This is a genomic window from Planomonospora corallina (assembly GCF_042650625.1).
GTDB classification, from domain to species: domain Bacteria; phylum Actinomycetota; class Actinomycetes; order Streptosporangiales; family Streptosporangiaceae; genus Planomonospora_B; species Planomonospora_B corallina.
Window position 1 is genome coordinate 15,806 of sequence record NZ_JBHSBM010000013.1, and the last position, 20,501, is coordinate 36,306.

The 20,501-nt window shown below is 71.9% G+C and carries 15 protein-coding genes; 7 read left to right on the plus strand and 8 right to left on the minus strand.

The annotated features are described in order from the left end of the window. Positions 1 to 73 precede the first annotated feature (73 nt). The 4 genes from ACFOWE_RS09380 to ACFOWE_RS09395 all read right to left on the minus strand — a co-directional run bounded on the left by ACFOWE_RS09380 (position 74) and on the right by ACFOWE_RS09395 (position 3,893). Positions 74 to 649, minus strand: a complete 576-nt coding sequence (locus ACFOWE_RS09380; protein ID WP_377286806.1) for a GTP-binding protein — start codon at positions 647 to 649, stop codon at positions 74 to 76. Beyond that, a complete protein-coding gene (locus ACFOWE_RS09385; RefSeq protein ID WP_377286807.1) occupies positions 630 to 977 on the minus strand; it encodes a DUF742 domain-containing protein in 348 nt (115 codons plus the stop codon). The genes ACFOWE_RS09380 and ACFOWE_RS09385 overlap by 20 nt, the downstream gene beginning before the upstream one ends. Continuing rightward, a complete protein-coding gene (locus tag ACFOWE_RS09390; protein ID WP_377286808.1) occupies positions 974 to 1,381 on the minus strand; it encodes a roadblock/LC7 domain-containing protein in 408 nt (135 codons plus the stop codon). Before ACFOWE_RS09390 ends, ACFOWE_RS09385 begins: the two co-directional genes overlap by 4 nt. A gap of 67 nt (positions 1,382 to 1,448) precedes the next feature. Beyond that, positions 1,449 to 3,893, minus strand: coding sequence for a sensor histidine kinase (locus ACFOWE_RS09395; protein WP_377286809.1), 2,445 nt, complete (start codon positions 3,891 to 3,893; stop codon positions 1,449 to 1,451). 380 nt (positions 3,894 to 4,273) lie between these two features. Here ACFOWE_RS09395 and ACFOWE_RS09400 point away from each other — a divergent pair, with 380 nt between their 5' ends. Next, positions 4,274 to 5,302, plus strand: a complete 1,029-nt coding sequence (locus ACFOWE_RS09400; RefSeq protein ID WP_377286810.1) for an acyltransferase family protein — start codon at positions 4,274 to 4,276, stop codon at positions 5,300 to 5,302. A gap of 654 nt (positions 5,303 to 5,956) precedes the next feature. Here the strand turns inward: ACFOWE_RS09400 and ACFOWE_RS09405 are convergent. Then, a complete protein-coding gene (locus ACFOWE_RS09405) occupies positions 5,957 to 6,838 on the minus strand; it encodes an alpha/beta fold hydrolase (protein ID WP_377286811.1) in 882 nt (293 codons plus the stop codon). A gap of 333 nt (positions 6,839 to 7,171) precedes the next feature. Between ACFOWE_RS09405 and ACFOWE_RS09410 the strand changes: the two genes are divergently transcribed. Further along, a complete protein-coding gene (locus tag ACFOWE_RS09410) occupies positions 7,172 to 7,978 on the plus strand; it encodes an SDR family NAD(P)-dependent oxidoreductase (RefSeq protein WP_377286812.1) in 807 nt (268 codons plus the stop codon). Between the two features lie 17 nt (positions 7,979 to 7,995). Here the strand turns inward: ACFOWE_RS09410 and ACFOWE_RS09415 are convergent, their stop codons facing one another. Continuing rightward, a complete protein-coding gene (locus ACFOWE_RS09415) occupies positions 7,996 to 9,345 on the minus strand; it encodes a tetratricopeptide repeat protein (protein ID WP_377286813.1) in 1,350 nt (449 codons plus the stop codon). A gap of 213 nt (positions 9,346 to 9,558) precedes the next feature. Here ACFOWE_RS09415 and ACFOWE_RS09420 point away from each other — a divergent pair, with 213 nt between their 5' ends. Next, positions 9,559 to 10,401 (plus strand): HAD family hydrolase, encoded by an 843-nt coding sequence (locus tag ACFOWE_RS09420; protein WP_377286814.1) that lies wholly within the window; start codon positions 9,559 to 9,561, stop codon positions 10,399 to 10,401. A gap of 576 nt (positions 10,402 to 10,977) precedes the next feature. On the opposite strand, the gene ACFOWE_RS09425 is transcribed toward ACFOWE_RS09420, so the two are convergent. After that, positions 10,978 to 13,065: a glycosyltransferase family protein gene (locus tag ACFOWE_RS09425; RefSeq protein ID WP_377286815.1), complete on the minus strand. Its 2,088-nt coding sequence runs from the start codon at positions 13,063 to 13,065 to the stop codon at positions 10,978 to 10,980. A gap of 60 nt (positions 13,066 to 13,125) precedes the next feature. Beyond that, complete coding sequence (gene wecB / locus ACFOWE_RS09430) at positions 13,126 to 14,295, minus strand: non-hydrolyzing UDP-N-acetylglucosamine 2-epimerase (protein ID WP_377286816.1); 1,170 nt, start codon at positions 14,293 to 14,295, stop codon at positions 13,126 to 13,128. A gap of 99 nt (positions 14,296 to 14,394) precedes the next feature. Here wecB and ACFOWE_RS09435 point away from each other — a divergent pair, with 99 nt between their 5' ends. The 4 genes from ACFOWE_RS09435 (at position 14,395) to ACFOWE_RS09450 (ending at position 20,428) form a co-directional block, all read left to right on the plus strand. After that, positions 14,395 to 16,029, plus strand: coding sequence for a glycosyltransferase family 4 protein (locus tag ACFOWE_RS09435; RefSeq protein ID WP_377286817.1), 1,635 nt, complete (start codon positions 14,395 to 14,397; stop codon positions 16,027 to 16,029). Between the two features lie 129 nt (positions 16,030 to 16,158). Then, on the plus strand, positions 16,159 to 17,421 hold the full coding sequence (locus tag ACFOWE_RS09440) for a nucleotide sugar dehydrogenase (protein ID WP_377286818.1): 1,263 nt from the start codon (positions 16,159 to 16,161) through the stop codon (positions 17,419 to 17,421). A 21-nt stretch (positions 17,422 to 17,442) separates the two neighbouring features. Continuing rightward, positions 17,443 to 18,531 carry a glycosyltransferase gene (locus ACFOWE_RS09445; protein ID WP_377286819.1) on the plus strand — a complete coding sequence of 363 codons (1,089 nt, stop codon included), beginning with the start codon at positions 17,443 to 17,445 and terminating at the stop codon, positions 18,529 to 18,531. A 52-nt stretch (positions 18,532 to 18,583) separates the two neighbouring features. Next, the gene (locus ACFOWE_RS09450; protein WP_377286820.1) at positions 18,584 to 20,428 is read left to right on the plus strand and encodes a DUF4434 domain-containing protein; all 1,845 of its coding nucleotides are present in this window, start codon (positions 18,584 to 18,586) and stop codon (positions 20,426 to 20,428) included. Positions 20,429 to 20,501: the final 73 nt, after the last annotated feature.

Consider the following 20,501-nt stretch of genomic DNA (forward strand, 5'->3'; position numbering starts at 1 on the left):
GGCGGGCCGGGCCCGGCCCGCGGTCAGGCCTGGCCCGTGACCGGTCCTGGACCGCGGCCGGATCCGCCCGCGGTCAGGCCTGGCTCGCGGTCAGCACCCGCAGGGAGTGCTCCACCAGGGTGACCAGCACGGTCTTGGCCGACGAGCGCCGCCGCACGTCGCACATCAGCACCGGGACGTCCGGGTCCAGGTCGAGGGCCGAGCGGACCTCCTCGACGTCGTAGTGGTCGGCGTCGTCGAAGCAGTTGACCGCCACGATGAACGGCGTGCCGCGCTGCTCGAAGTAGTCGATCGAGGGGAAGCAGTCGGTCAGCCGCCGGGTGTCGGCCAGCACGACCGCGCCCAGCGCGCCGTAGGACAACTCGTCCCACATGAACCAGAAACGCTCCTGGCCGGGCGTGCCGAACAGGTAGACGACCAGCCCTTCCCGGATCGTGATGCGGCCGAAGTCCATCGCGACCGTGGTGGTCGTCTTGCCTTCCACGCCGTCGGTGTCGTCGATGCCGATGCCTCGGTCGGAGAGCACCTCCTCGGTGCGGAGGGGGCGGATCTCGCTGATCGCGCCGACGAGCGTGGTCTTGCCCACACCGAAGCCGCCCGCGATGAGGATCTTCAGCGCGACCGGTTCGTCAGAGGGCTCGAAGTCCATTGATCACTTCCTTGAGAATGCGCTCACTCGCCGAGGCGCGTCCGATCGAGATGAGACCGTGGTCCTTGAGGTCACCGAGGAGGACCCGGAGCACGCCGAGAGGCAGGTCCAGCTCCGAGGCGATGTCGGCGACCGAGGCCGGGGTGGTGACCAGGGACAGGATGCGCTCCTGCTCCGGTCCGGGGACGAATCCACCGGAGGGGTGGGCGCCGGTCGCGTTGATCATGGCGACCAGGTCCAGCGCGTCGCCGGAGGACCGGGTACGGCCTCCGATGAGCGCGTAGGGCCGGACCACCGGACCGGCGTCCTCATCCATCCAGTGGGTCATGACAGGCCTTGGCGTGGGTTCGCCGAGATGTGCTGGCCGACCCGCTTGACCAGCATCGCCATCTCGTAGGCGATGTGGCCGACGTCGGCGTCGGCGTCGCTCAGCACGGCCAGGCAGGTGCCCTGCCCGGCGGCCGTGACGAACAGGAAGGCCGACTCCATCTCCACGATGGTCTGGCGGACCTCACCGCCGCCGAAGTGGCGGCCGGCGCCGCGCGCCAGGCTCTGGAAACCGGCGGCCACGGCGGACAGGTGCTCGGCGTCCTCGCGGCTGATCCCCTTGGAGAAGCCCACGGCCAGTCCGTCGGTGGACAGGATCACCGCCTGCCGCACCGCGCCGACCCGGCTGGTCAGGTCGTCGAGGAGCCAGTTGAGCTCGCCGGTGCCGTTCAGTTTGCCGGCCATGTGACCTCCTCCGTCGGACGCGTGACCCCGGCGCCGTGCCCGGTGCCGGCACCCTCGCTGTGCTCGGTCACTCGTCCTCCTTCTCGCCTGTCGTCTGGTGTGCGAAGTCGTCCATGCCGGCCTGCTCCTCGCGCCCGCGCCGCGCGCCCGCCTGGAAGGCGGTCAGCAGCGCCCGGGCCTCCTCCGGTGAGCGCGCGGCGCACGGGGCGTCCGCCGGCTCCGCCGCGGGGGCCGGCTCCGCGGGCGCCTGGGCGTCCTGGCGGAGCTGAGGGGCGAGATTCGCCTGCCGTACACGCCTGGGCAGGGCACCGGGGCCCGTGGTCTCACGGGCCGGCCGGCTGTCCTGCCCCGCGGGGCCGCGGCCCGGCAGGCCGCCGGGATCCATGGTCTCGCGGTCCGGCAGATTACCGGAGTCCGCCGTCCCGGAGTCCGCCGGGCCGGGCACCACGGTGAGCGTCGGCGCCGCCAGGGGCTGCTCCGGTACGCTCCCCGCCGAGGAGGCCGGAGGGACCGTCCGGGTACGGCGCGGCAGTCCGGAGCGGCGGGAGGACGGGCCCAGCGCGGGCCTGCCGGAGTCCTCCGGAACGGCCCGCCGCTCCGAGATCCGCTCGGCGGTGACGGAGAGCGGGGAGGGGTTCTCGGCCAGCACCGCGCGGGGGAGCAGCACGATCGCCGTGGTGCCGCCGAACGGCGAGGCGCGCAGCACGACCTGGACACCGTGCCGGGCGGAGAGCTGGCCCACCACGAACAGGCCCAGCCGGTCGCTGTCGGCCAGGTCGAACTCCGGCGGGTCGGCGAGCCTGGCGTTGATCTCGTCGTACTCCAGCTCGCTCAAGCCCAGCCCCCGGTCCTCCACCTCGACGGCGAATCCGTTGGCCACCACGTCGCCGCGGACGGTGACCGTGGTCTGCGGCGGGGAGTAGAGCGTGGCGTTCTCGATGAGCTCGGCGATCAGGTGGGTGATGTCGGCGACGGCGGCCCCGTCCAGCAGAGCGTCGGGCAGCGGCGCCACCGTGACCCGCTTGTAGTCCTCCACCTCGGCGAGGGCGGCCCGCACGACGTCGACCACCGGCACCGGGTTGCGCCAGGCGCGGCCGGGCGGAGCGCCGGACAGGACGACCAGGCTCTCGGCGTGGCGGCGCATGCGCGTGGTGAGGTGGTCCAGACGGAACAGGCCGTCGAGGGCGTCGGGGTCGGTGGCCCGGCGCTGCATGCTGTCGAGCAGGGTGAGCTGGCGGTGGAGCAGGCCCTGCTTGCGGCGGGCCAGGTTGACGAAGATCTGGCTGACGCCGCGGCGCAGCCGGGCCTCGCCTACGGCGGCCTCGACCGCGGTGCGCTGCACCGAGCCGAACGCCCGGGCCACGTCCACGATCTCCGCCGAGCCGCCCGCGGCGCCGGCCCCGATCGGCGGGGCCTCGGCCGTCACGTCCACCTCCTCGCCGCGCCGGAGCCGGGTCACGAGACGGGGCAGCCGGACGTTCGCGAGGTCGAGCGCGGAGGCGCGGAGGCCGGCCAGCTCGCCCGCCAGCCGGCGGCCGAAGCGGACCGAGACGACGATCGAGACGACCACCGCCGCCAGGCCCGCGCCGCCGGCGAGGACGATCCTGGCCACGACGCCGACGGCCATCGACCGGGACCGCTCGGCCAGCGTCTCGGACGAGGAGGCGGCGAGCCGGTCGAGCCGGTCGGCCAGGGGGGTGGCGACCGCCTTCCAGCGCCGCGCCTCGTCGGACAGCCCGGAGCCGCCGGACATGATGGCGGTCTCCACCGAGGTGAACGTGCTGAAGTCGGTGGAGCCGAACAGGTCGCGGTACGGCTTGCCGAGTTCGGTGTCCAGCACGGACACACCGCGCTTCCGCAGGAACTCGCGCGTCGCGACGTACTCGGCGAAGGCGGTGCGCTCCTCGGCGGAGAACCGCAGGTCGATCAGGGCGCCGCTGACCAGCGCGTCCTCCCTGGCGAGCATCTCGCGGGCGTGGCCCATCGTCTGCATGGCCATGGCCTGCTGGGAGCCCACCAGGTCGGGGACGGTGACGAGCTGCTGGTACAGCAGGAAGACCGAGTCCAGGATGCCGTTGTAGCGATCGAGGGCGTCCAGGCGGGTGTACCGGCCCTTGTCGATCTCGGAGCGGATCTCCGGCAGGTCGCCGAGCTGCCGGAGCACCTGGTCCAGGGCGGCGCGCAGCTCGGGGTCGTCCTCCCCGGTGGTCCGCGCGGCCTCGCTGAACTTCGCGAACGCCCGGTCGGTACGGTCGCGCTGCTCGCCGAAGCCGCTGGTGAGCTCCCGTGAGCTGATGGCCGCGGCCGAGCGGGTCCGCTCGGCCTGGAGCTCCCGCCCCAGCTCGGTGGAGGCCACGCCGACGGTCTCGTAGAGGGAGTCGGCCCGCAGCAGGGCGGTGCCCTCGCCGACCGTCAGGTTGAGCACGAAGCCCCACAGGGCACTGAGGGAGAGCAGGGGCAGGAGCAGCAGCATGAAGATCTTGAACCGAATCGAGCGGTTTTCAGAGCCCATGCCCACTCGTCCCAACCTCGGTGTGCGGAGGCTCGTGGCGGTCCGGGAACGAATACGCCTCCGAAAGATCGGACAGGAGACTAGCACCGATACGCTTCCGGCGCAGGTGCAGATCTGATGATTAGTGCGTTCACCGGGGCAAGTGTCAAAATTGTGACTGTCGTCGCGGCTGTGCCGTGAGACAGTTCCCCGGCGTTTCACCCGCCGTTGGCCGGGGATTTCGCGCCGCCTCGTTAGGGTCCGGGGGCTGTGAACGAGTGTGGCGAGCGAATCGGCGGGCACGGCGGCCTGCTCGCAGGACCGGCGGAGGCCTGTGAGCGGGCACGGCGAGCGGTCCGGCGGGCACGGCGGCCCGTCCGCCGGATCGGCGGAGGGGAGCCGTGAGCATCGCGCCCTCCGTCCGGACGGCCCCGGCCGGGCGGATCGGCCGTGACCCGTTCTTCGACAACGCCAAATTCCTGGCGATCACGCTGGTGGTCTCCGGACACCTGATCGAGGATCTCCGGGACGTGGCGGTCGCGCACGCGGCCTATTCCTACGTGTACGTCTTCCACATGCCGCTGTTCATCGTGCTCAGCGGCTATCTGTCGCGGAACTTCACCTTCTCCTCCGGCAAGGCGCGCAAGCTGATCAGCGCGCTCGCCGTGCCGTACGTGCTCTTCGAGCTCGCCTACTCCCTGCCCCGCCTGGTCCTGTACGGGAAGCTCGAGATCAGCCTCCTCGACCCGTACTACCTGACGTGGTTCCTGATGTCGCTGTTCCTTTGGCGGCTGTCCACGCCGGTCTGGCAGCAGCTCCGGTGGCCGCTGGCGGTCGCGGTGGGGCTCTCGCTGCTCTCCGGGACCAGCGCGCTCCCCGACGAGCTGTCGATGAACCGCACGCTCGGGCTGCTCCCGTTCTACGTGCTCGGCCTGATGCTCCGGCCCGAGCACTTCGAGCTGCTCCGGCGGCGGGGGGTGCGGATCGCGGGGGCGGTCACGCTGGCGGCGGGGGCCGTTTCGGCGCTGGCCGTGCACGGTTCGGTGAAGACGGAGTGGATCCGGTGGCGGCACGCGAACGAGGCGATCGGGGTGGACGACCTCACCGGAAGCCTGATCCGCCTGGGCCTGCTGGCCGCGGGCGCGCTGCTGGTCGCCGCCTTCCTGGCGGTCACCCCGTCCCGGCGGACCTGGTACTCCGGGCTGGGCGCGGCGACCATGTACGCCTACCTGCTCCACGGCTTCGTGGTGAAGGCCGCCGAACGGTTCTACGGCGACTGGGCCGCGACCCCGCCGGGCGTGGCGGTGGTGGCGGCCTCCGGTGTGGGGCTGGCCGCGCTCCTGTGCAGCCCACCGGTACGGCGGGCGGCACGCTGGGCGGTCGAACCCCGCATGGACTGGGCCTTCACCCGGCTGCGCCGTCCCGGCTGAGCCCTTGGGCGGGTCCCGTGTTCCCGGGCTGGAGTGGTCGCCGTGTCGGGTTCTTGTGTGCGCGGGTCCCGCGTTCCCGCTTCTTGTGTGCGCGGGTCCCGCGTTCCCGCTTCTTGTGTGCGCGGGTCCCGCGTTCCCGCGCCGGGCCGGTCACTGTGGGCGAGGGGGCGGGCCGGTGCTCCGGCCGGCCGTCGCAGTCGCCCTCTGGTGGCATTCCGCCTCCGGCGTTGATCGGGCGCGCGGGGTTGCGCTTTCTTATACGCCGGCCGGAGCACCGGCCCGCCCCCACGCCGTGTGCGAGCCGTACCCATGCGGGCCGTAGTCGCTTCCTTCCGGGCCGCCCACTGCCCTCGCCGACGCTGAAGCGATCCGCGCGGGACCGGCTCAGGGCCGGTCGCCGTCGCCTTGCGGCCATCCTGGCAGGAAGGAGCTCATGGTCGCTCTCCGCAGGGAGCCCTGCCGGGAACGCGAGGTCCTTCCGCGGTCGGCCATCCCTTGCCAGTGCGTCGGGCGGACCTTCCGCCGCCTCGGCGGGGGCTCCTCTCCCCGGAGACCGGTTGCCGTGCGGCGGTCTTCCGCCGGGTACGGGTGGTACGGCGTGAGGGGAGGCGGGAGGCCGGAACGCGACAGGTGCGGCCTGAGGTGGACGAAGGGTCAGACGCCGGCGGTACGGCGCAGCAGTGAGCGGAGGACCGGCTCGGAGTGGGTCCAGAGCAGAGAGGCGCCGGCCTCGGCGACGACGTGGCGATGGGCGGTGGGGATGCGCCCGGCGAGCGCGGCGCCGAGGTCGGGCGAGTGGACCGGGCTGGTGTCGTGCGAGCCGTACCAGAGGTCGACCGGGACGGTGATGCGGGCGGGGTCGAACGGCCAGCGGCCCGTGGCGAGGACGGTGTCGCGGGCGTACCCGGCGGGCCCCTGGGCGAACGCCTCGGCCATCGCCCGGCGGTAGGCGCGCTCGAACGACGGTTGCAGGTAGACCTTCCGGTCGACGTCGGAGCTGCCCGTGATGGCGATCTCCCACATCGTCTCGGGGTCGCCGAACCCGGCGAAGGAGGCCTCCGCGGCGGCGGGATCGTCCGCCACGGCCTCCACCATGCCCCGGACCTGGGGGATCAGGGCGTCGGCGAACCCCGGCGCGGCCAGTTCGTCCGTGCCGGAGACGATCGCCGCGCCGGCGACGACGCCCGCCGCCGCGCACGCCAGGGCGAAGGGCGCCCCCTGCGAATACCCGATGGCCGCCGGCCTTCCCAGCCCGCGTGCTTCGGCCAGGTGGCGGACGTCGTCCGCCCAGTCGTCGAGCGTCCGGCCCGGCATGGGGTCGGAGGCGCCGAGGCCGGGCCGGTCGACCGAGACGAGGCGCACACCGAGATCGCTGATGGCCTCCGCGCCGAAGCCCAGCCACCGGCTGGTGGCCGCACCGGGGCAGAGCAGCACCGGTGCGCCGTCCTGGGGTCCCCACTCCGCCCAGCCGAGCAGGCGGCCGCCGGGGAGTTCAGTCTGTCCGAGCCGCTCCGGCTCCTCGATCACCACGTTCACGGGGAGGGATTCTCTCCGGCCCGGCCCGGGGATCGCATCCCTATTTTCCGGTCACGCCTCCGCGTTTCCGGCCACGTATCCGCTCGCGGCATCCCGGCTCTCCGGCCGCGGTGCGCCCCGGTCCCACCCTCGCTTCCGCCGTGGTGTGGCCTGCCTTACCGCGCTCACTTCCACCGGACCGGGCGGACGGAACGGGTGCTCGGGAACCCGGTGCGGCGACCGGAATCCGCTGGAGTTGTGCGTCCGCTCGCCGCCGGAGGCGGAGACGGTGATCGGAATACCTTCGGGACGCGGCCCACGGTCCGGGCCGCGTCACCTGGCGAAGGAGTTCTCATGGATCTGCAGCTGACCGGGCGCGTCGCCGTCGTCACCGGGGCCTCCAAGGGCATCGGGCTGGCCGTCGTGCGGACTCTCCTGGCGGAGGGCGCCCGCGTGGTGGCCGCCTCCCGCAAGAGCAGCGCCGAGCTGGACGCGCTGGCCGGTGCGAACCTGGTGCACGTCCCGGTCGACCTGATGGACCCGGAGGCGCCCGGCCGGGTCGTGGAGCGCGCGGTGGAGGAGTTCGGAGGTCTGGACGTCCTGGTGAACAACGCCGGAGGCCCGCCGCCCGGGGTGAGCCTGCCGCGTTTCGGGTTCCTGACCCCCACCGACGACGACTGGCGGGAGATGTTCGAGTTCAACCTCTTCTCGGCCGTTCGCGCCATCCGGGCCGCCATCCCGGTGATGCTCGGACGGGGCGGTGGCGCGATCGTCAACGTCTCCTCGGTGCTCGCCCGGCAGCCCGCCCCGATGAACGTCGACTACAACGCGGCCAAGGCCGGGATGAACACCCTCACCAAGGTGCTGTCGGAGGAGTACGGCCCGCAGGGCATCCGGGTGAACACGGTCTCGCCGGGCCCGGTCCTCACCGCGTGGTGGACCGAGGAGGGCGGCGCGGCCGACATCATCGCCGGGCAGGCGGGCACGGACCGCGAGAGCGTGCTGCGGAACGTGGCGCCCGAGATGATGAACCTGACCATCGGCCGTCTCGTGGACCCGCAGGAGATCGCCGACATGGTCGCCCTGCTGGCCTCCCCGCGCTCGGCCGGCACGACCGGCGCGGAGTTCGCCGTCGACGGCGGCTTCCTCAAGGCCGTCTGAGCACCGGGCGCGAGAACTCATCGGTCCGCCGCCGGATCCCCCTTCCAGCGGGCGAGCTGGTGCCGGGTCTCCCGCGTGCCGGGGTGCTCGGCGCCCTGCACCTTCTCGCGCGCCGCGAGGAGGGCGGCGAGCCGGTCGCGCGCGGCGGCGGGGTCTCCCGCCTCTCCCGTCCAGCAGGCGAGATGGTGCCGGACGGCCAGCGTGTCCGGATGTTCGGCGCCCAACAGTCGCTCGAACTCCGGCAGCAGGGGGATGAGCCGGTCACGCGCCCCGGCAGGATCCCCCGCCTTCCCCGTCATGCGGGCGAGGTTCTCACACGCGCCTAACGTGTGCAGATGCTCGAGCCCCAGGACCTGCTCGAACACCGGCAGCAGGACGGTCAGCTGCTCACGGGCGGCGACGGGGTCCCCGGCCTCTCCCGTCCAGTAAGCCAGGTTGCTCCGGACGAGCAGTGTGTCCCGGTGCTCGGCACCGTTCAGCCGCTCCTCCACCGGGAGCAGGGCGGCGAGTTGGTCGCGGGCGGCGTCCGGATCTCCCGCCTCTCCCGTCCAGTGGGCGAGATTGTGCCGGGTGGCTCGTGTGTACGGATGCTCGGTGCCCAGCACCTTCTCACGCACCGGGAGCAGGGCGGCGAGCTGGTCACGGGCGGCGGCCCAGTTTCCGATCTCTCCCGCGCAGCGAGCGAGTTGGCGCCGGACGTCCAGCGTGTACGGGTGTTCGGCGCCCAGAACTTGCTCGAACCCCGGCAGTAGAGTGGTGAACTGGTCGTGGGCCGTGGCGTGATCCCCTGCCTCCGCTGCCGAAAGGGCGAGATTGTGCCGGGTGCTCACCGTCTGCGGGTGCCGGAAGCCCAGGGCACGCTTGGACATCGGCAGCAGGGCGGCGAAATGGTCGCGGGCGGCGGCCCAGTCTCCGGTCTCACCCGTCCAGCAGGCGAGGTAGAGCCGGGCGAGCAACGTCCGTGGATGCTCGGTGCCGAGGATACGCTCGAACACCGGCAGCAGGGCGGCGAAGTGGTCGCGGGCGGCGGCGGGATCCCCAGCCTCCCCCTTCCCCACGGCGAGGTTGGCCTGGTCGAGTAGATCGTCCAGGAGTCCGGCCACCCGCAGCCGTCTGTGTGCCCGCAGCAGGAAGACGGTGCTGATCACCAGACCGGTCAGGCAGAGCGCCGCGCCCACCACGCTGATGCGCTTGTCCGGCACGTTCAGCACCTCGGGTTCGGCTGCGACCAGGTCGGCGACGAACACGGCGAATCCGGCGCCGGCCGTCAGGAGCGAGACCGCCGTGGCGGTGACGGCGACGACCTGGAGTGAACGCGCGGAAACCGGCGAGAAGGCGAGCGACTGCGGATCAGCGGGAGTGGACACGACGTACATCGTGACGCGCACAAAGACCGGTATGTCCACACGTGTCCCACCTGTTACCGATCATTTCCCGGAGGCGGGAACGGCCGGACCGGCGGAGGACGCGGTGCCGATCCTCCGCCGACGCGTCCAAGCCCCCCCATCCTGGTGGGCCGGATCCACGCCCCGATGAGACGGGGCGTGGCCGGGCCGCATCACGGATGAATAATCGCGGTCATGGAGCTCCCCCGCATGATCGCGACCGACCTCGACGGCACACTTCTCCGCAGCGGTGGGACGGTCTCGGAACGGACCCGTCGCACGCTCCTCGCCGCCCGGGATCTGGGGATCGAAGTGGTCTTCGTGACGGCCCGGCCGCCCCGGTACGTGGACGCCATCGCGGAGGCGGTCGGCTGCGTCGGGACCGCCGTGTGCAGCAACGGTGCGATCGTCTACGACGTCGCCGGACGCCGGGCCACCGCCGTGAACGCCCTCGACCTGGCCGGGACGCGGAGACTGGCGGCCGCCCTGCGGGCGGTGCTGCCGGGTCTCACCTTCGCGGTGGAGACGGGCCACCAGGTGATCTGCGAGGTCGCCTACCACGACGGCCGGGACGCGCACGGCGAGGTCCAGACGAGGGTGCCGACGCTGGAGGACGTCCTCCGTCAGGCCGCCCCCATCGTCAAACTGCTGGTCTGGTCGGGAGCGCAGGACGCCCACACGATGTGGGAGACGGCCCGCCGGGCGGTCATGGGTGAGGCGGAGGTGACGCACTCGGGCGGGACCGGTCTGCTGGAGATCAGCGCCTCCGGTGTCACCAAGGCCGCGACGCTCGCGGCCCTCTGCGACCTGAGGGGCGTGACCCCCGCCGAGGTGTGGGCCTTCGGCGACATGCCGAACGATCTTCCGGTCCTCGAATGGGCCGGAACCTCCTACGCCATGGCCAACGCCCATCCGGCCGTGCTCGCCGCGGTGGACCGCCGCGCGCCCTCCAACGACGAGGACGGCGTGGCCCAGGTACTCGAGGAACTGCTCACAACGGCCGGGCCTGCGCAGAGTCATCCCTCCTCGCGCGTCTGAGGGGCTCCGGTGACGCGCCGGCTCCGGGCGGATCAGTGATTCCGCCCCTCTCCCGGTCCGAGACGAGAATTTCTGACGGGCTTCCCTCGACGAGGACCCCGTAGGGCTCCCTGCGGAGAGCGACCATGAGCTCCTTCCCGCCACGATGGCCGCAAGGCGACGGCGCGCAACCCTGGACCGGTCCCGCGCGGATCGCTTCAGCGTCGGCGAGAACAGTGGGCGGCCCGAGAGTGAGACGCTACGGCCCGCATGAGTACGAACCCGCAGAAGGCGTGGGGGCGGGCCGGTGCTCCGGCCGGCGTAAAAAGAGCCCGCAACCCCGCGCGCCCGGAGCACGCCGGAGGCGGCAACCAACGAGACCTCAACTGCGACGGCCGGCCGGAGCACCGGCCCGCCCCCACGCTCTGCACAGACCGGCCCGACGCGGGAACGCGGGACCCGCCGAAGAGGAGCGCGGTCTACGCACCGTCACCGCCCCCGCGGAGACCGGACGGACGCGGGACCCGCCCGAGCCCTACGATGACCAACCGCTTGGACACGGGACCCGGCCCGGAAGGAAGATCTGCCCGGACCGCCTCAGATCATGACGTGGTCGTCCGGGCGGCCGACGAAGGAGAACTGGGCGCCGCGGGTGAGCTTGTGGTCGTCGGGCTGCCAGGTGTGCATGGCCGGGTCGCCGCTGCGCCAGTAGACGAAGTTGAACCGGTCGGCGGAGTAGATCTTGACCCGGTCCTCCTTCAGCCGCTTGACCAGCCGCGTGTCCTCGCCCCGGGTGACGTCCTCGAAGCCGTAGTGGCGGAACATGTCGGCCTTGCCGAGGAAGGTGCCGCCCTGCACCAGCCAGGCGTAGCGGTGCTCCAGGCCCGGCATGCGGAGCATCGTGGTGTTGGTGGACTCGAAGTAGGCGTAGTGCGCGCCCTTGCCCACCAGCTCGGCGTCCGCGTAGTCGTAGGAGCGGACCAGGTCCGACAGGTAGTGCTCGCCGTACAGGTTGTCGTCGTCCATCTTGGCGATCAGCTCGCCGTCGGCGGCGGCGATGCCCATGTTCATGCAGGCGCCCAGCGACATCGACGGGTCGGCGGCGAGCACCACGACGTCGGTGATCCCGGCCATGCGGGCCTTGTCGGCGACGACGACCGGGTCGATGTCCAGGCCGTGCAGGACCATGACCAGCTGGAGCGGCCGGTGGATCTGCTTGGCCACCGAGGAGATGGCGTGCTCGATCTGGGCGGCGCGGTTGGTCGGCAGCACCACGGAGACCGAGCGGGTCCGGGGCTCGACGGGCCGGCCGAGGAAGCCCAGGATCTGGTCCACGCGGTGCGAGAACAGGTGCTTGTCGAAGACCTCGCGCATGGCCAGGTGCCCCTGGCGGGCCCGGAGCTCGGGGCTGTTGAGCAGGTGGATGACCTTGTTGTAGGACTCCAGCTGGTCGCGGGCGATCGGGACCAGCTCGCCGAAGGTCTCCTCGATGGCCCTCGACCAGCCCGAGACCACCGGGGTGGAGCAGGCGGAGAGCTCGAAGACGCGGCGCGCGCACATGGTCGGCGAGTCGAGCACCGAGTTCACGTTGAGGAAGACCTTGTACATCTTGTACGCGGCCAGCATCCGGTCGTACGGCAGCTCGCCCACGATGTGCGGGACGTACTTCTCCGGCCAGGCGTACTTCTCGTCGACCGTGCCGTTGCGGGCGAAGATGTGCAGGCCCAGCTCGCGGATCGGGTCGAGCACGGTCTCCATCTGCTCGCGGCGCTCGGGGTGCTTGTCCCGGAAGTACATGCCGGCGAAGACGACGTCGTGGATGCGCCCCTGCTTCTCCTGGATCGGGTTGTGCACCCGGGGCTGCGCCGCGAACTGCAGCACGTCGATCCGATCGTGTCCCAGGATTTCGCGATATTTCGGCACCATGTCGCCGTCGCACGTGAACACGTGGTCGAACAGCTTGGCCGTGTCGATGAAGAAGTCGAAGTTCGGCGGGTCCTCCTTGTTCCAGAAGACCGTCGGGATCCCTTCCTCGCGGCACCAGTCGATGAGCGCCCGCAGTTCCGGCTTGGGGGCGTTCGTCCCGGTCATCTGGTAGCGCCAGCGCCCCTGGTTGCCGTGCCAGGCCGACTCGACGAAGAGCAGGTCCGGCCGCTTCTCCGCGAAGATCTCCGGCCAGTCGCGCAGGCCGAACTCGATCTGGTCCCACTCGTACTTGAACGCCATCCGGGAGAAGTCGTCCAGGATGACCGCGACCTTCAGGTCCGGGCGCACGACCGGCCCGTCCGGCCACTTGACCTGCGGCACGTCCACCGACGGCCCGAGCCCGTCCAGTTCGGCGACCACCTCGGCGACCGGGCGCGGAGCCTTGGGCCCCTTGCGCGGCTTGAGCGCCATGCGGAGCTTGCCCGGCAGGCGGACGACCCCCGGCCCCTTGGCGGCGGTGAGCGCCTCGGCCACCCGGTAGGGCCGCTGGACCTTGGTCGACTCCAGCTTCCACTGGGCGTAGTCCGCGCGGGCCTCCGCGATGGCCAGGCGCCGCTCCAGGTCCCGCACGCGCTCCTCGAAGCGCTCGACGACCTTGCGCTCCTCGGGCAGCCAGTTGACCGGTCCCAGCCGCTGGAACCTCGGCTCCTCGGAGGTCTCGCCGGGGGTCTCGTCACTGATGGGGGAGGTGGAGCTCATGGGGATCGCCTTCGTCCGGGTCGTGCCAGGGTACGGCTTCCGCCGTACGAAACAGGGGATTTAAGCGGATTTGGGCGGTACGGCCTGCGACGCCGGAGAGAGGTTCTCCCCCTCCAGCCAGGAGGCGATCACCCGGGCGATCCGCGGACCGGCCTTGCCGTCCCAGAGCGGGGGCAGCTCGCCCGAGGGGGTCGCCGCCCCGTCGGCCAGGGCCTTGTCGGCGGCGGCCGGGAGCAGGGCCGGGGTGACCAGGCGGTTGGTGCCGTGGGTGACGGTGACCGGCCGCTCGGTGTTGGGCCGGACGGTCAGGCAGGGCACGCCGAGCATGGTGGTCTCCTCCTGCACGCCGCCGGAGTCGGTGACGACCAGGGCCGCGCCCCGGACGAGGGAGAGGAAGTCCACATAGCCCAGCGGGTCGACGATCGTGAGGTCGCCGCCGGTCACCAGCCCGGCCTCGGCCAGGCGCGCACGCCCGCGCGGGTGGACCGGGACCACGATCGGCAGCCGCTCGCTCACCTGGATCACCGCGTCGACCAGCTCCTGGGCCGCGGCGGGGTCGTCGACGTTGGCGGGTCGGTGCAGGGTGGCCACGCCGTACCGCTCGGGCAGGCCCAGGCGCTCGCGGACCGGCGCCGGGTCGAGGCGGTCCAGCGCGGAGAAGAGGCTGTCGATCATCGGGTTGCCGACGAGGTGCACCCGGGCGGGGTCCACGCCCTCGCGCCCCAGGTAGGCCAGGGCGTCCGGCGAGGTGGCGAAGAGGATGTCGGACAGGGCGTCGGTGACGATCCGGTTGACCTCCTCCGGCATGCCGCGGTCGAAGGAGCGCAGGCCCGCCTCGACGTGCGCGGTCGGCACGTGGAGCTTGGCGCAGACCAGGATCGCGGCGAGGGTGGAGTTCACGTCGCCGTAGACGACGACCAGCGCCGGGCCGTGCTCCAGCACGACCTCCTCCAGGCCGGTCAGCAGGGCCGCCGTCTGGCGGGCGTGCGAGCCGGAGCCGACGCCCAGGTTGGCGATCGGCTCGGGCAGCCCCAGGTCGGCGAAGAACACGTCCGACATCAGCGCGTCGTAGTGCTGGCCGGTGTGGACGATGCCCTGACGCACTCCCAGCTCGGCGAGACCGCGCACCACCGGAGCCGCCTTGACGAAGTTCGGCCGGGCGCCGAGCACGTGCAGGACGAGGGGGTTCTCGGGGGCCGGCGTCACCTGGGAGGGGGCTGAGTCCCGCATTGACCTCGCCTTTCATAGGGGAGTGGGGCAAACGTTGCCTATGGTACGGTCACGACCGTGGTACCTGACGCCAGTCCGCCGGAGTCCCGAGCGCCTTCAATGGGTTCCGCGAAGTCGGCGCGTGCCGGTCTCCGCGGACTCCTCAAGGGTTTCGCGCAGCATCCGATCATCGTCTCCCGGGTCGTCGTGACCAAGGTCAAGACCGACCCCGTCCGGGTCGCCCAGGCGGCCGCGGAGACCCTCCCGCCAGGCCTGCGCCCCGTGGTGGGCCGGGTGGCCTGGCCCATGGCGCGCCGCGCCAGGGGCGCGGTGCGCAAGCTCGGCATGCGCATGGTCAAGGGTCCCTGGAACGAGGCGAAGGAGCACTTCGACGCCGGCCGGATGACCGAGGCCGTCGCGGCGCTCGAGGGCCACGCGAAGTACCCCTTCATCAAGCGCAGGGCCGCCTACTACGCCGGCGAGCTGGCCGCCATCCAGCCGAACCCGATCCCGCCCAAGTCCAAGGTGATCGTGGGCGAGCGGGTCGAGGGCCGGGTGCTGCACTGCGTGACCAACGCCCTGCCGTACACGCAGGCCGGCTACACCGTGCGCACGCACCGGATCGTCACGGCGCAGAAGGCCGCGGGCCTGGACCCGCACGTCGTCACCAGCTGGGGCTGGCCGATGATGCAGGGCCACGCCGACGCCACGCCGTACGAGGAGATCGAGGGCGTCCCCTACCACCGGCTGCTGCCCAGCGGCGACGTGCCGTTCGAGAGCCGGGGCCGGATGATCCGCGGCGCCGGCGAGGTGACCGAGCTGGTCCGCACGCTCCGGCCGCAGGTGATCCACGCCGCCACCGACCACCGCAACGGCTCGGTCGCGCTGGCCGTGCGGGAGCGGACCGGCACGCCGATGGTCTACGAGGTCCGCGGCTTCCTGGAGGAGACCTGGGCCTCGCGCGACCCCAAGCGGGTCGGCAGCCAGCGGCACATCCTCCAGCGCGAGCGCGAGGCCTTCATCATGCGCTCCGCCGACGCCGTGGTCACCCTGGCCGAGACCATGGCCGCCGAGATCGTCGAGCGCGGGGTGCCCCGGGAGAAGATCTACCTGGCGCCCAACGCGGTGGACGACTCGCTGCTGACCGCCCAGTACGACGGCGCCGCCTTCCGCGCCGCCTACGGGATCGCCGCCGACGAGATCGTCATGGGCTCGGTCTCGAGCATCGTGGCCTACGAGGGCTTCCGGACCATGATCAGCGCCGCCGCGATCCTGCGGGACGCGGGAACCCCGGTGCGGGTGCTGCTCGTGGGCGACGGCGCGGAGCGCCCCGCGCTGCTGGAGCAGGTCGCCGTGCTCGGCCTGGAGGACATCGCGATCCTGCCCGGCAGGGTCGGCCCGGAGGAGGCGCTGCAGGCCCAGGCGGCCATCGACATCTTCGTCTGCCCCCGCGAGGACCTGCGGGTTTGCCGACTTGTTACGCCATTGAAACCCGTCGAGGCGATGGCGCTCGGAAAGCCCGTCGTGCTCAGCGACCTGCCCGCTCTGTCGGAGCTGGTGGGGAGCGAGGGCGCCGGTCTGCTGGTCCCGCCGGGAGACCCCGAGGAACTGGCCAAGGCGGTCGCCGGACTGCGGGAGGACCCGGAGCGGCGGGCCCTGATGGGCGAGGCGGGACGGGCCGAGGTGGCGGCGAAACGCACGTGGAGCCGGGTCGCGGAGACCTATCGTGGCCTCTATCGCTCGATCACGGATTGATGATCTGATGACCATAGCGGGCGGTCACGACGTTTGCGATGCGTTTAATCGCATCAGGCGTGGCGTGTGCCGAGTTGAGATAACCTTTGCGACCATGAAGTGTTGTTTCCGGCTCCTCAGGGTCTCCCAGTGACCGGCTACGACCTGGCCGTGATCGGTCTGGGTTACGTCGGAATGCCCCTGGCCAAAGAGGCCACGGCCGCGGGACTGCGCGTCGTCGGATACGAGGTCGACCCCCGCAAGGTGGACGCCCTCAACGACGGCCGCTCCTACATCGACGACCTGACCGACGCCGACCTGGAGCACATGCTGGCCGGCGGCTTCCGCGCGACGCTGGACGAGAGCGTGCTGGCCAAGAGCCGGACCATCGTCATCTGCGTGCCCACTCCTCTGGACGAGGACCACCGCCCCGACCTGTCCGCGGTGGAGGGCGCCACGGCGACCGTCGCCAAGAACCTCAGCGCGGGCACCCTGGTGGTCCTGGAGTCCACGACCTGGCCGGGCACCACCGACGAGGTGGCCCGCCCCATCCTGGAGTCCTCCGGCCTGACCGCGGGCGAGGACTTCCACCTGGCCTTCTCCCCCGAGCGCATCGACCCGGGCAACCCCAAGTTCGGGCTGCGCAACACGCCGAAGGTCGTCGGCGGCTACACCGAGGCCTGCCGCGACGTCGCGACCGCGTTCTACGGGCAGTTCATCGAGCAGGTCGTGCCGGTCAGCGGCACCCGCGAGGCCGAGATGGCCAAGCTCCTGGAGAACACCTACCGGCACGTCAACATCGCCCTCGTCAACGAGATGGCGATCTTCTGCGACGAGCTCGGCGTCGACCTCTGGGAGTCCATCGAGGCCGCGGCCACCAAGCCGTTCGGCTTCCAGAAGTTCCTGCCCGGTCCGGGCGTGGGCGGTCACTGCATCCCGGTCGACCCGTCCTACCTGTCCTACACCGTGCGCAAGCTGGGCTACCCGTTCCGGTTCGTGGAGCTGGCCCAGGAGATCAACGAGCGGATGCCGTCCTACGTGGTGACGCGTGTGCAGCGGCTGCTCAACCGCCACAAGAAGGCGGTGAACGGCTCCAAGGTGCTGCTGCTGGGCGTCACCTACAAGCCCGACATCGCCGACGAGCGCGAGACGCCGGCCCTGCCGGTGGCCCGCGGCCTGCTGGAGCTGGGCGCCGAGCTGGTCTTCGCGGACCCGCACGTCAAGCAGTGGCAGGTGGACGGCACTCCGGTGCCGCGCGAGGAGAACCTCGCCAAGGCGGTCGCCGAAGCCGACGTCACGCTGCTGCTGCAGCAGCACGCCGCCTTCGACCTGGCGACCGTCGAGGACCACGCCAGGCTCGTGCTGGACACCCGCGGTGTGCTCGCCGAGGGCGAACGCGTCGAGCGGCTCTAGGCGACGAAGGGGCTGCGCGCAGTGCACGTGCTCGTCATGACGGTGGTGCATCACCCCGAGGACGCCCGGATCCTGCACCGGCAGATCCGGGCGCTCGTGGATGCCGGTCATGAGGTCACGTACGCGGCGCCGTACAGTGCCCGGGGGGTCATGGCCCGGTCCTGGGTGAACGGCGTCGACCTGCCCCGGGCGGCGGAGCGCAGGCGGGTCTCCGCGGTGCTGGCCGCCCGCAGGGTGTTCAAGCGCATGCGCGGCCAGGTCGACCTGGCCGTCATCCACGACCCCGAGCTGCTGCTCGCGGTCGCGGGGGTGCGCGGGCGCCCGCCGGTGGTCTGGGACGTCCACGAGGACACCCCGGCGACCCTGTCGCTCAAGCCCTGGCTGCCCGCGTTCCTGCGGCCGCCGGTGCGCTTCCTGGCCCGGCTGCTGGAGGGCACGGCCGAGCGCCACCTCCACCTGCTGCTGGCCGAGTCGGCCTACGCCGGGCGTTTCCGCAGGGAGCACCTGGTGGTGCCGAACGAGACGTGGGTGCCCGACGGGGTGGTCGTGCCGGGTGACGACCGGGTCGTCTACCTCGGCTGGCTCTCCGAGGCGCGGGGCGTGAAGGAGGCCATCGAGGTGGCCCGGCTGCTCCAGCCGTACCACGTCTCGGTCGAGCTGATCGGCTACGCCGACCCGCAGTCGCGCCCGGCGCTGAACCAGGCCGTGACCGAGGGCCTGCTGGAGTGGCGCGACTTCATGCCGAACGACGAGGCGCTCAAGCGGCTCGACGGCGCGCTGGCAGGTCTGTCGCTCCTGCGGGACGAGCCGAACTACCGCCACTCCATGCCCACGAAGATCGTGGAGTACATGGCGCACGGCATCCCGGTGATCACGACTCCGTCGCCGCGCGCGGTGGAGCTGGTAGAACGCTACAACAGCGGCCTGATCGTGCCCTGGCAGGACCCCAAGGCCGTGGCCAAGGCCGTGCTGATGCTCCGCGACGACGTCGCCGAGCGGCACGCCCAGGGCGCCCGGGGCTACGCCGCGGCCCGGGCGAACCACCACTGGCCGAACTCCGCCCGCCGTTTCGTCGCCCAGCTGGAGGAGTGGGCGGGAGTCAAGAGCTGACCTCTTTCGAGGCTTATGCCCGGCTGATCCAGAGAGCGGTAGTGTCCTGAACGTGCGCTGGTTCACGGCTTTCCTCGGCGTGGCGATCCTGGTGGCGGTGGCGGCGGTCGTGCTGGTCCTGCGCTCCGGCGACCCCGGCACGGTCGGCGGGCAGACGGCCTCCTCCACCTCGGCGGCCTCGGCCTCCCCGTCCGCACCGCCCTCGCCCACCGCGTTCACCGACCCCTGTGGAACGTTCGACACGGCGATGCGCACGCCGTACGCGGTGACCGGCTACTGGCTCATGCCGTCGAGCGACCACTGCACGTGGCGCCGCCAGCTGTCGGCCATCCACCAGGTCGGCGGGGACACCGTGATCCGGATCGGCTGGGGCCTGCAGGCCCGCCTCCTCGACGACGACGGCCGGGTCCTCGACTCCGCGGGGGAGAAGGCCGACCCCCGCTACGACAAGTGCGAGGAGGACGGCGTGCCGTGCATGGCGGCGGCCGAGCGCGACCTGCGGGAGCTCAACCCCGGCAACCGGGTGAGCTGGACGTTCGTCTACCGGACCGACGAGGCGTTCGGGCCGGGCCTCTTCCGCTGCCCCGAGGTGGAGAAGAAGATCACCGTGGGGAAGACCGTCTTCTACCGCCTCGTGGCGCCCGAGGACGGCAGCGACGACGCCAACTGCGAGAACCTCAGCGCCCGCGGCCGCGGCTACCACGTGATCCTGATCGCCGGGGCGGCGCAGGACAGCCTGACCGAGCTGCTCGACCTCGGTGACCGGTTCGGCATGCGGGTCTTCCCCGCGCTCCCGCTCGCCCCGCGCGACCCGGCGCAGACCACCCGCGCCTCCGAGCGCGGCGTCGACACGCTCACCACGCTCACCCGGCGCATCCTGACGGACTACGGCGACCGTTTCGCCGGCCGGGCCTCGCTCGGCGGCTTCTACCAGTCGTTCGAGCTGCAGATGCGGGACATGGTCTACACGGGCGCGCTGGAGGGCAGCGAGGAGGCGGCCAAGGAGCACCCGACGCTCAAGGTCTACGCCTCCCAGCACCGGATCGTCGAGCAGCAGATGCCCGGCAAGCCCGTCCTGGTCAGCCCCTACCTGGAGGCCCGCAAGGACAAGGCGTTCAGCGCCACGCCCCAGGAGGTGGCGGCGGGCTTCGAGGCCATCGCCCGGACCGGGGTCGGGATCATCGCGCCGCAGGACAGCCGGGGGACCGGCAAGGTCGGGCTGTTCTGGCCGGACGAGCGGGACGAGCCGGTGGACGAGCGGCTCCGCCAGATGGTCGGGGAGACCACCAACGGCGAGGCCTACCACGGCTCGACCCGCGATTACTACCGGGAGATGGCCGCCGCCCGGGACAAGATGGCGGCGCAGGGCTACGACGTGCAGCTGTGGGCCAACGTGGAGGCGTTCGAGCCGTCCGGCGAGACGTGCGGCTCCCGGACCGGCACCCGGGGCCGGACCGACAAGGAGCGGCTGGACCAGGCCGTCACGCAGGTCGGCCGCTACGCCTCCAAGGTCGTCTCCTACATGTGGAGCGACTTCTTCACCTGCGGCTCCCCGTCGCTGGCGGAGGAGATCGCCGCCGACGCGGGCCGGCCGATCCCGGTGGACGCCGTGCGCTCGGGGCGCGACATCCGCGACGGCATCGAGATCCGGGGCTACGGCCTGACGATGGGCGGCAAGGTGACGATCACCTGGGAGGGGCAGGACGCGCCCAGGATCGTCGACATCGCCGGGATCGGCCTCTCCTCGCCGCCGCCCGGCGTCCCCGAGCGGATGACGACCGCCTGGGTCCCGTTCGACTGGACCCAGGTGCCCGCCGACACCTGGGTCCGGATCGAGGTCGCCGCCCCCGACGGGCGCACGGCCGCGGAAGCGCTGCACGTCCGCATCGACCTGTGACGCGCCGATCCGCCGCACGTCCGTACCGGCCGGTGACGTGTCGGTCCGCCGCACGTCCGTATCGGCCGGTGAC